Origin of the sequence: Azonexus caeni, from assembly GCF_048146105.1 — a bacterium.
GTDB lineage: Bacteria > Pseudomonadota > Gammaproteobacteria > Burkholderiales > Rhodocyclaceae > Azonexus > Azonexus aromaticus_B.
In genome coordinates, this window is the sequence record NZ_JBKJAD010000003.1 from 91,410 (window position 1) to 101,905 (window position 10,496).

A 10,496-nucleotide genomic window follows, 5' to 3' on the forward strand; every position below is an offset into this window, starting at 1 on the left:
GTTCATGAAAGTCAAAGGCTATCAATGGCTTGTGCTAGAATTTCGCGCTTTCGCAAAGGAGCATCTCATGGCTGAAATCACCACGGCCTCCGGCCTGATCTACGAAGACACCGTCGAAGGCAGCGGCGCCGTCGCCGCCGCCGGCGCTTTCGTCACCGTGCATTACACGGGCTGGCTGACCGACGGCAGCAAGTTCGATTCGAGCAAGGATCGCAACGATCCCTTCCAGTTTCCGCTCGGCCAGGGCCATGTTATCAAGGGCTGGGACGAAGGCGTCCAGGGCATGAAGATCGGCGGCACACGCAAGCTGACCATTCCGGCGCACCTCGGTTACGGCGCCCGTGGCGCTGGCGGCGTCATCCCGCCGAACGCCACGTTGGTCTTCGAGGTCGAGCTCCTCGATCTGCAATGACCCAGCCGGACGATCCCTGGGCCAAATGGCGCAAGCCGGCAGACGATGCGGTCGACCGCAAGCCGTCCGCCGCAGTTGCGCCGATAGAGACGCCTAAGCCAGTCAAACCGCAGCCGGCCGCCGCGCCGGAGACGCCGGAGACGCCGGTGGCGGCAAGTGCCCCGGCAAAACCCGCGGCGCCGGTCGAGGCGCGGGATGACGTAGCGCCAACGCCGCCGACGGGGACGCTCGGTGTGCTCAAGAAGCCAGGCAGCGAAACCACCGGCCGCAAGCGCCCGGTGCGCGGCGGTGCCCTGGCTCGCAAGCCGCGTGAGACCCCGGCTGCGCCGCCGCGGCAACGCGAAGGCGCGCGTCCGGAAGGTGGGCGTCCGACCGCCGCCAAGCCGCGCCAGGAACGCCCGGGCGGGGAGTGGCAGGAGAAGCGTCGGCCGGATGGCGGGCGTCAGGAAAAATTCGGGCAAGGCAGGGACGGGCAGAACCGGGATCGTCGCCCGACCGGGGAAAATCCCTGGGCCCGCAAGCCAGCCAGCGAGGCGCCGCGCGGCAACGCCGGTGCGCGTCCGCCGCGGCCAGAGGGTGCCGAGCGGCCCGCCAGCCCGCCGCCAGCGGTCGTCGCCAGTGCTGAGGCGCCGAGCGGCGTCCGCCTGTCCAAGGTGATGTCCGAGCGCGGCCTTTGCTCGCGGCGCGAAGCCGACCTCTGGATCGAGCGCGGCTGGGTTTTTGTCGATGGCGTGCAGGTCAGCGAACTGGGTTCGCGGATCGACCCCGACGCGCGCATCGAAATATCGACAGAAGCCAAGAAGGATCAGGCCAAGGCGGTGACGATCCTGCTGCACAAGCCGGTCGGCTACGTTTCCGGGCAGCCGGAACCGGGCTGCATTCCGGCGGTGACCCTGATTACCGCGGAAAACCAGTTGCCGCAGTCGGGCGGGCCCGAATTCAAACCGTGGATGCTGCGCGGCCTGGCGCCGGCCGGCCGCCTCGACATCGATTCGACCGGTCTCCTGGTGCTGACCAGCGACGGTCGCGTCGCCAAACGCCTGATCGGCGAAGACAGCGAAGCGGAAAAGGAATACCTGGTGCGTGTTTCCGGGCAGATGATCAAGGGCGGCCTCGACCTGCTCCGGCACGGTCTGGAACTCGACGGCAAGCCTTTGAAGCCGGCCTGGGTCAAGCAACTGAACGAGGACCAGCTGCACTTCATCCTCAAGGAAGGCAAGAAGCGGCAGATCCGTCGCATGTGCGAGCAGGTCGGGCTGACAGTGATCGGCCTCAAGCGCGTGCGCATCGGTCGCATCCGCCTGGGCGATCTGCCCATGGGGCAGTGGCGCTTCCTGCGCGACGACGAGGCATTCTGACGCTGCCGTGACGCAACGCCCATAAAAAAACGCCGGCCGGGTCGCCCCGCCGGCGTTTTTCATTGGTGTAAGGGTCTCAGGCCGTACCGGTCGGAGCGGCGGCGCGAACCGGCGGCATCATCATGCATTCGCCTTCGATCACCGTCTTGCCGGCGACCGTGCACACGGTGTCGAGCGTGACGCGGTTCTTCGCGGTATTGACTTCCTTGACCGTCACCGTCGCCGTGACGGTGTCGCCCGGGCGCACCGGTGCCTTGAACTTCAGCGTCTGCGACAGGTAGATGGTGCCCGGTCCGGGCAACTTGTTGGCGAGCACCGCCGAAATGAAGCCGGCCGACAGCATGCCGTGCGCGATACGGCCGCCGAACATCGTGCCCTTGGCGTATTCCTCGTCGAGGTGGGCCGGGTTGACGTCGGTCGAGATGCCGGCGAAGAGGATGATGTCGGCTTCGGTCACGGTCTTTGAGGTGCTGGCGGACATGCCGGGTTCGAGTTGGTCGATGTGATACGACATTGCTGGGCTCCTGTCAGGTTGTTATTGGGTTGGGAAGCAGCACTCTAGCACGTCATTCTGTCCGTAATGCTGCAACCGGATCGAGGCGCGCCGCATTGCGTGCCGGCAGAACGCCGGCCAGCAGCCCGATGGCGATGGCGATGCCTTCGGCGAGCAGGACGAAGCTGAGTGGCGTATGCACCGGCAGCGCCGGCACCGCGAAATGGATTGCCTGGGCGAGTCCGAAACCGAGCGCCAGACCGAGCGCGCCGCCGAGCGCCGAGAGTGCCACCGCCTCGCCGAGGAAAAGGCCGAGAATGGTCCGCCGCGAGGCGCCGAGGGCGACCAGCAGGCCGATTTCCGAGGTCCGTTCGCTGACCGCGATGGTCATGATGGTGACGATGCCGACGCCGCCGACGAGCAGCGAAATGCCGCCGAGCGCGCCGACCGCCAGCGTCAGCACGTCGAGGATGCTGGACAGCGTCTTCAGCATTTCCTCCTGGGTGACGATGGTGAAGTCCTCGCGGCCGTGACGCTCGATCAACTGGCGGCGGATGCGTTCGGCGACCAGCGCCGCCGGCACGCCCTCGGCGGCAGCCAGGTTGATCTCGTCGCAGCCTTCGCGGTTGAACAGCTCCTGGGCGCGGCCGGCCGGAATGAAAGCGGTGTCGTCGAGGTCGATGCCGAGGAACTGCCCCTTCGGCGCCATCACGCCGACCACCCGGAAATGCAGGCCGCCAATGCGCAGGCGCTGGCCGAGCGGATTGTCGGCGCCGAACAGTTCCTCCTTCAGCTTGCTGCCGAGGACGACGAAGGCGCGCGCGTTGGCCGGGTCCTCGTCGGGCAGGAACTGGCCGCTGCGCATGGTCGACCGGAAGACGATGCGCGAATCGGCATTGACGCCGTAGATCAACGTCCGCCGGGTGCGCCCGTTGCCCTCGACCTCGGCGTTGCCACGCACGTTGGGGGTGACGGCGACGACCTGCGGCAGGCGTTCGAGCGACTTGGCGTCGTCCAGCGACAGCGGTCGGGCGCTCGACGGCAGGCCGGACGGCGCGCCGCCGGTCTTCGTCTTGCCCGGGGCGACGGTGATCACGTTGGTGCCGAACTGGGTGAATTCGCCGAGAACGTAGCGGTGGATGCCTTCGCCGATCGAGGTGAGGAGGATCACCGAGGCGATGCCGACGGCGATGCCGAGCAGGGTCAGGAAGCTGCGCAGGCGCTGCGCGGTGACGGCGCGGCTGGCCAGCGAGATGGCGTCGGAAAGCCGCATGTCAGTGCTTCATCAGCGCCTGCACCGGGTCGAGCCGGGCAGCGCGGCGAGCCGGCAGGAAACCGAAGAGCAGGCCGGTGGACAGCGCGGTGAGCAGGCCGGCGATCACCGCCCAGTCCGGCGGGTAGGCCGGGAACACCGGGAACAGCTGGCGCAGTGCGAAGGCGCCGGCCTCGCCGAGGCCGTAGCCGACCAGGGCGCCGCTCGCCGACAGCATCGCCGCTTCGGTCAGGAAGGCCAGGCGGATGGTGCGCGCCGGTGCGCCGAGCGCCTTCAACAGGCCGATTTCGCCGGTGCGCTGGGTGACGGCGACGAGCATCACGTTCATCACCAGGATGCCGGCCACCGCCAGGCTGATCGCGGCGATCCCGGCGACCGCCAGAGTCAGCGCGCCGAGCAGCTTGTCGAAGGTGGCGAGCACGGCGTCCTGGGTGATCACGGTGACGTCCTCCTCGCCGCGATGGCGCTGTTTGAGGAGTTCCAGAACCTGCGTGCTGGCGGCGGGAATTGCCTCGCGGCTGCGCGCCTCGACCAGGATGCGGAACAGCGTGTTCGAGTTGAACATCGCCTGGGCCAGGGCGACCGGCACAATGACCAGTTCGTCGGTGTTCATGCCCAGTCCCTGGCCGGTCGGGCGCAGGATACCGATCACGCGCAGCCGGCGGTCGCCGACGCGGACCAGGCGGCCGAGCGCCGGCTCGCGGCCGAACAGTTCTTCCTGCACCTTGGCGCCGATCACCACCACCGGCGCGGCGCGCTGCCAGTCGTCGTCGGGCAGCGCCTCGCCCTGAGCCAGTTCGAAATTGCGGATGGCGAAGAAATCTCGGTTGGCGCCGGCCACCATCACTTCGCGCAGGCGCCCGCCGGCGCTGATTTCCGAGGTGCCGACGGCGAGCGGGCCGACCCGGCGGACGGCCGGCGCGCGCAGCAGCGCCTGGGCGTCGGCGATGGTCAGGTCGCGCGGCGTGCTGGTGATCGCGGTGGCCGGGTTGAAGCCGCCGGTGCCGGTACGGCCGGGCAGGACGATGACCAGGTTGGTGCCGAGCGACGAGAACTGGCCGACCACGTAGCGCCGCGCGCCGTCGCCGAGCGCGGTGAGGAGCACGACGGCGGCGACGCCGATGGCCATGGCCAGCACCGACAGCGTCGTGCGCAGCGGGTAGCCGGCGGCCGCGTCGCGCGCGAAGCGCAGGATGTCAGCCGGGCGCACCGGCGCTGTCCGATTGCAGGCGGCCGTCTTCCATCACCAGCCGGCGGCGGGCGCGCTCGCCCATGCCGGGGTCGTGGGTGACGACGATCAGGGTGACGCCGCGCGCGTTGAGCGCTTCGAGCAAGTTGACGACGTCTTCGCCGGTATGGCGGTCGAGGTTGCCGGTCGGCTCGTCGGCGAGGATCAGTGGCGGCTGCATGATCGTCGCCCGGGCGATGGCGACGCGCTGGCGCTGGCCGCCGGAGAGCTGGTCCGGCTTGTGGTCGGCACGGTGGTCGAGGCCAAAATCCTTGAGCGCCGCCGTCACCCGCCGCGCCCGGTCGGCCGGGGCGATGCCGGCCAGTGTCATTGGCAGCGCGATGTTCTCGGCGGCGGTCAGCCGCGGCACCAGGTGAAAGCTCTGGAAGACGAAACCGATGCGCGCGCTCCTCACCTTCGCCTGCTCGTCGGCGCTCAATGTCGTCACGTCGCGGCCTTCCAGCCGGTAGTGGCCGATGTCGGGGCGGTCGAGCAGGCCGAGTAGGTTGAGCAGCGTCGATTTGCCGGAGCCGGACGGGCCCATCACGGCGACGTACTCGCCGGCGTCTATCGTCAGGTCGATGCCGGCCAGCGCCTTGACCGTGGTGTCGCCGAGCTGGAAGCGGCGCTCGATGCCGGCGAGTTCGATCAGCGCCATCTATTTCGCCGCGCTGTCGGCGACCGCCTTGACCCCGGCCTTGACGCCGGCCCGCTCGAGCGAGGTGACGATTTGTTCGCCTTCCTGCAGGCCGTCGAGCACCTCGGCGTATTCCCAGTTCGACAGGCCGGTCTTCACCGGCCGCGCTTCGAGTGTGCCGTCCTTCAGCACCAGCACCTGGCCGCCCTCCTGCAGCGCGGCGGTCGGGATGCGCAGCACCTTGTCGCGGCCAGCGAGGATGATCTCGACGTCGGCGCTGTAGCCGACCAGCAACTTGGCTGCCTGTTCCGGTTTTTCGAAATCGACCTCGATGTCGACCGTGCGCGCCTGCTTCTCGACCGCCGAGACGTAAGGTGCGACGCGCCGCACCTTGCCCGGCAGCGACTGCCCGGGCAGCGCGTCGAGGGTGATGCGCACCGGCTGGCCGGCGGCGATCTTCGGCGCGTCGACCTCGTCCATCGGTGCCTTGACGTAGAGGCAGGAATCGTCGATCAGGTCGATTGCCGGTGGCGTCGGCACGCCCGGCGGCGACGGCGTCGAATATTCGCCCAGTTCGCCGACGATCTTGGCGACGGTGCCGGCGAAGGGGGCGTAGAGCGAAACGCGGCCCTGCTCGACGCGCGTCGCCTTGAGTTTCGCTTCGGCCTGGGCGACGTCGGCCTTGCTGGTGTTGCAGGCGGCGCGGCGCACCGCCGCCTCGGTGCGGGCGGCCTCTTCCTTGCTCGGCGAGACGAAGCCGCGGGCGCGCAGGTCGGCCTGGCGCTTCGCTTCGCTCTCGGCGTTGGCGGCGGCGATGCAGGCCTCGTCGCTGCGCCGCGCGGCGAGCGCGATCTGCGTCTGCGCCAGATTCGCCTGCGCCTGCTGGTCGTCGTTCCACAGCTTCATCAGCAACTGGCCCTTCTCGACCCGGTCGCCTTCCTTGACCCCGAGGTACTCGATGCGGCCGCCCATGATCGTCGACAGCTTGGTGCGCTGGCAGGCCTCGACCGTGCCGGCGCGGGTGTTGGCGAGCGTCGCCTCGACCTTGCCGCGGCCGACCTCATGGACGACGACGGCGAGCGGCTGCGGACGGGTGAGGGCGAAGAGGGCGGCGCCGAGCAGGATTATGACGACAAGAGCGATGACGAGACGACGCATGGCAGGCCGATCGGTGGCGGATTCAGTGTGTGATGGTCCCGTGAACCCGCCCCAAGATCAAGGCAAGGCCCGGGTGGAATTCAGGAACCCGCAGCTCCCCGTCGTTCGGCAAGCTGTTCGGCGGCGAAGCGGCGCAGTTCGTCCTCGCTGACGTAGCCCTTGCCGCTGCTGTCGATGCGGGCGAAGTTCTCGTATACGCGGGGCATCTTGCCTTTCGCTTCGTCGCGCGTCAGGCGGCCGTCGCCGTTGGCATCGGCCTGCCGGAAACGTTCGGCGAGCTTGGCGCCGGCCCGTTCGCGGAACTGTTCGCGCTTGCCGTCGTTGACTTGCGCCAGGACGGGTGCGGCGAGCAGGGCGAGCAGCAGGGTGGCAGCGATTCCGGATTTCATGGCCTTCTCCTCAGCGGCAGGGAATGGCGGCGCCGGCAGCGTCGGTGCAACTGCCGCTGTGGACGACGCCGGTTTCCTTGCTGTAGCTGGTACTGCCGTTGTAGGTATTGCCGGCGGTGCCGGTAGCCGTCGTCGTCCGCGACTGGGTGATCTCGCCGTCGGCGCTGCGCGTCGCGCTGCCCTGGCTGCTGACACTGCCGTTGGCATTGCTCGCCTGGAAGCCGCTGCGATGGGTCAGGCTGCCGTCGGCGGCGCGTGTCGTTTCGCCGGCGCGGGCGCCGCTGCCGCCGTTCGGGCCGCGGAAGGCGCCGCCGCTGACCAGGCGGCCATTGCCCTGGCCGTCGCCAGCGATGGCGCGACCGCGGGCGAAGCCGCCGCCGTTCGGGCCATGGCGAACGGCACCGACGGCGGCGCCGTCATGGCCACGGACGGCGAGGCGGCCGCCGGCTTCGGCAGGGGTTGCGGCGAGTGCGGCCAGCAGGGCGCCGGTGGTGCAGGCGAGGGCGAACAGGGGGCGGGAAGCATGGTGCATGATGATCTCCTTGGCTGATGGGGCCGCAGTCTTGCGGCATGGCTGTCATTCTGGGCAGCAGTTGTTTGCCGTCGATGTCGACGACGGGCGCCTTTGTCACAGTTCGTGTCGGTCGCCGCCCGTTGACATGGTTTGACATCGATTGCCGGGGGAGCGGGCTGACGGCGCGGCAGCGGGCTGCGACAATGCCGCCATGTCAGCCGCCCCGGAAAACATTTCGCTCCTCATCCTCGACGACGAAGCCGAGTTGCGCGCCCTGCTGCAGCGCTATCTCGGCGAGCAGGGGCTGCGCGTGCGCGCCATCGGCGAACCGGCGCAGCTCGACCGCCTGCTGACGCGCGAACGTTTCGACCTCCTCATCCTCGACCTGATGCTGCCCGGCGAGGACGGGCTCAGCATCTGCCGGCGCCTGCGCGCGGCTGGCGAGACGATTCCGATCATCATGCTGACCGCGAAAGGCGACCCGGTGGACCGCATCATCGGCCTTGAAATGGGCGCCGACGACTATCTCGCCAAGCCGTTCACCGCGCGCGAACTGCTCGCCCGCATCCAGGCCCTGCTGCGCCGCCAGCGCATGACGCTGGGCGGCACCGCGCGCCCGGCCGACGAAGTGCTGCGCTTCGGCCGCTGCGAACTGAACGCGGCAACGCGCAGCCTGCTGCGCGACGGTCAGCCGGTGCCCCTGGGCAGCACCGAGTTCGCCTTGCTCCGCGCCCTGGTTGCCAACGCCGGACGTCCGCTGGGGCGCGAACGCCTGCTCGAACTGGCGCATGGCCGCGACCATGTCGCGCTCGACCGCAGCATCGACGTCCAGGTGATGCGCCTGCGCAAGGCAATCGAGGACGATCCGGCACAGCCGCGCCATATCCGCACGGTGTGGGGCGTCGGCTACGTCTTCGTCGCCGATCCCGGGGCAGAGGACTGAGATGCGCTGGCTGCCGCGCTCGCTGTTCCGCCAGAACCTGCTGCTGCTGGTCGCCCTGATCCTGCTCGGGCAACTGATCAGCGCGCTGGTTTTCGTTTTCGCCGTGCAGCAACCGCGCGCCGTCCGCCTTGCCGGGCTGGCCGCGCAACAGGTGCAGGCGATACAGCAGGCGGCGGCGCGACTGGAAGACGGGCCGCGCCAGGCTTTCCTGGCGGCGATGAACGTCGGCGACGAATTCCGCGTTCTGCCGGCCGCAGCGTTGCCGCTCGACCGCACTGAATTCGCCGGTTTCGATGAGCCGGACTCGGTCGCCGTGCGCGGCTTCCTGCGCCGCCTGCGCGTCGCGCTCGGCGAGCGGGCGCAGATCGTCCGTTGGCAGGCGAGCGACCGCAGCATCTGGGTCGGCATCCTGATCGGCGACGATCCCTACTGGGTAACCCTGCGCGGCGGCCAGTTGCTGCCGGTGGCGCCCTGGTTGTTCCTCGGCCTGTCGGCGGCGGCGACGCTGCTGGCAATTTTCGGCGCGGTCGGCATCTCGCGCCGCATCAACCGGCCGCTCGCCCGCCTGGTCGAGGCGGCGCAGGTCATGGGCAAGGGCGAGCGACCGCCGCGCCTGGCCGACGACGGGCCGCAGGAAATCGCCACCGTCGCCGCCAGCTTCAACCAGCTCGCCGACGATCTCGCCGCCCTCGACCGCGAGCGCGCGGTGATGCTGGCCGGTGTCTCGCACGACCTGCGCACGCCACTGACCAAGCTGCGCCTGGCGCTGGACATTTCGGAGGCCAGGCTGGAGCCGGCACTGTTCGCGCAGATGGGGCGGCAGATCGAAGAGATCGACGGTCTGCTCGACCAGTTCCTCGCCTTCGCCCGCATCGGCGACGACGAAGTGGCGACTCTTCAGCCAGTCGATCCCCTGGTCGGCGCGGTGGCGGCGGCTTTCAGCGCCGACGGTGTGGCGCCGCATCTGCAACTGGGGGCGGCGGTCAGTCTGCCGGTGCGCGAAAAGGCGATCCGCCGACTACTGTTCAACCTGCTCGACAACGCGCGCAAGTACGGTGGCGGCGAGGTTGCACTGGTTACCCGTGTCGATGGCGGCTGGTGCCGGATCGAGGTCTGCGATGACGGACCCGGTATCCCGCCGCAGGATGTAGAGCGCCTGCTGCAGCCTTTTGTGCGCGCCGACGCGGCGCGTGCCGGCAAGCCGGGAACCGGTCTCGGCCTGGCCATCGTCCGCCGTATCGTCGATTTGCACGGCGGTACGCTCGAACTCCTGGCGCGTGGCGACGGCAAACCCGGCCTGCGGGTCAGCGTCGCGCTGCCGCTGACTACCTGAAGCCGGGCAGCCAGCCCGATTGTGCGTGGCCCCACACCGGTTCCAGCGCCCCCTGGAACAGCGCCTCGATCACCGGAGGTTCCTGCCAGGGCTCGTCCATGAAGGTGAGGCCGATTTCCTCGACGGTACGTCCCGACCAGTAGTGGTCGGCGACTTCGTCGAGCGCAGCGAGCGACAGGCTGTGTGGCAGGCGCAGGTAATCGAGCCAGCTCGCATCGTGGAAGGAGCAGATATAGGCGCCCTTGGTCTGCGAACACGACAGGTTCTTGCCGAAGACGCGGTCGGGGTGCTTGAAGCGGTAGGTCATCGCGTCGGTGCGCGTGGCGAACTGCAGCAGCGCGTGCAGGCGGCTCGGGAAATGGCTGTAGCGGCGCTGGCGGAAATACTCCAGGTGGTACTCGGCGAAGTAGTTCTGCACCGACAGCAACTGGTCGCCCGCGCTTGGCGCACCGCCTTCGGGCGCCGAGAGGGTGGCGCCGAAGGGGCTGCCGCGCAGGCTGTCCCAACCCGGCAGCTCGGCCCCGGGGTCGAGCCAGCAGAACAGTTCCAGCGTGGCGGTATCCTTGATCAGGTTGTCCATGTCCCGGTCGGGCGGCAGCGAATCGCATGATTATGACCGATCGCGCAGCGAAAATAACTACTTGGTTTTTTCCGCCGAAGTGGTAATCTGGGCTCGTGTCAGGTGTGCAGCAAGCCGGGCATGCAGTGGCAGTCGAAGCTGCGTTGCAGGAGATTCTATGGACGTTGTCACAGGAAGT

General features: G+C 68.9%; 12 protein-coding genes. 4 read left to right on the plus strand and 8 right to left on the minus strand.

The window, feature by feature from the left end; genetic code table 11:
- Positions 1–67: 67 nt before the first annotated feature.
- Positions 68–412 carry an FKBP-type peptidyl-prolyl cis-trans isomerase gene (locus tag ACLIIZ_RS05435; protein WP_028994363.1) on the plus strand — a complete coding sequence of 115 codons (345 nt, stop codon included), beginning with the start codon at positions 68–70 and terminating at the stop codon, positions 410–412.
- A complete protein-coding gene (locus ACLIIZ_RS05440) occupies positions 409–1,770 on the plus strand; it encodes a pseudouridine synthase (RefSeq protein ID WP_416691104.1) in 1,362 nt (453 codons plus the stop codon). The genes ACLIIZ_RS05435 and ACLIIZ_RS05440 overlap by 4 nt, the downstream gene beginning before the upstream one ends.
- 76 nt (positions 1,771–1,846) lie before the next feature.
- Here the strand turns inward: ACLIIZ_RS05440 and ACLIIZ_RS05445 are convergent, their stop codons facing one another.
- The 7 genes from ACLIIZ_RS05445 to ACLIIZ_RS05475 all read right to left on the minus strand — a co-directional run bounded on the left by ACLIIZ_RS05445 (position 1,847) and on the right by ACLIIZ_RS05475 (position 7,480).
- Positions 1,847–2,284: a MaoC family dehydratase gene (locus ACLIIZ_RS05445; RefSeq protein WP_416691105.1), complete on the minus strand. Its 438-nt coding sequence runs from the start codon at positions 2,282–2,284 to the stop codon at positions 1,847–1,849.
- 52 nt (positions 2,285–2,336) lie between these two features.
- Positions 2,337–3,536 carry an ABC transporter permease gene (locus tag ACLIIZ_RS05450; RefSeq protein ID WP_416691106.1) on the minus strand — a complete coding sequence of 400 codons (1,200 nt, stop codon included), beginning with the start codon at positions 3,534–3,536 and terminating at the stop codon, positions 2,337–2,339.
- A gap of 1 nt (position 3,537) precedes the next feature.
- Entirely contained in the window at positions 3,538–4,746 is a 1,209-nt protein-coding gene (locus ACLIIZ_RS05455) for an ABC transporter permease (protein WP_416691107.1), read from the minus strand.
- Positions 4,733–5,422, minus strand: a complete 690-nt coding sequence (locus tag ACLIIZ_RS05460) for an ABC transporter ATP-binding protein (protein ID WP_416691108.1) — start codon at positions 5,420–5,422, stop codon at positions 4,733–4,735. Before ACLIIZ_RS05460 ends, ACLIIZ_RS05455 begins: the two co-directional genes overlap by 14 nt.
- The gene (locus ACLIIZ_RS05465) at positions 5,423–6,559 is read right to left on the minus strand and encodes an efflux RND transporter periplasmic adaptor subunit (RefSeq protein WP_416691109.1); all 1,137 of its coding nucleotides are present in this window, start codon (positions 6,557–6,559) and stop codon (positions 5,423–5,425) included.
- A gap of 80 nt (positions 6,560–6,639) precedes the next feature.
- Positions 6,640–6,948 (minus strand): EF-hand domain-containing protein, encoded by a 309-nt coding sequence (locus tag ACLIIZ_RS05470; RefSeq protein WP_416691110.1) that lies wholly within the window; start codon positions 6,946–6,948, stop codon positions 6,640–6,642.
- A 10-nt stretch (positions 6,949–6,958) separates the two neighbouring features.
- The gene (locus tag ACLIIZ_RS05475; protein WP_416691111.1) at positions 6,959–7,480 is read right to left on the minus strand and encodes a hypothetical protein; all 522 of its coding nucleotides are present in this window, start codon (positions 7,478–7,480) and stop codon (positions 6,959–6,961) included.
- Positions 7,481–7,673: 193 nt separating this feature from the next.
- Here ACLIIZ_RS05475 and ompR point away from each other — a divergent pair, with 193 nt between their 5' ends.
- Positions 7,674–8,405 carry an osmolarity response regulator transcription factor OmpR gene (gene ompR, locus ACLIIZ_RS05480; RefSeq protein WP_416691112.1) on the plus strand — a complete coding sequence of 244 codons (732 nt, stop codon included), beginning with the start codon at positions 7,674–7,676 and terminating at the stop codon, positions 8,403–8,405.
- A gap of 1 nt (position 8,406) precedes the next feature.
- Positions 8,407–9,738 carry an ATP-binding protein gene (locus ACLIIZ_RS05485; RefSeq protein ID WP_416691113.1) on the plus strand — a complete coding sequence of 444 codons (1,332 nt, stop codon included), beginning with the start codon at positions 8,407–8,409 and terminating at the stop codon, positions 9,736–9,738.
- On the opposite strand, the gene ACLIIZ_RS05490 is transcribed toward ACLIIZ_RS05485, so the two are convergent.
- Positions 9,731–10,318, minus strand: a complete 588-nt coding sequence (locus ACLIIZ_RS05490) for a hypothetical protein (RefSeq protein WP_416691114.1) — start codon at positions 10,316–10,318, stop codon at positions 9,731–9,733. The genes ACLIIZ_RS05485 and ACLIIZ_RS05490 overlap by 8 nt on opposite strands.
- Positions 10,319–10,496 lie beyond the last annotated feature (178 nt).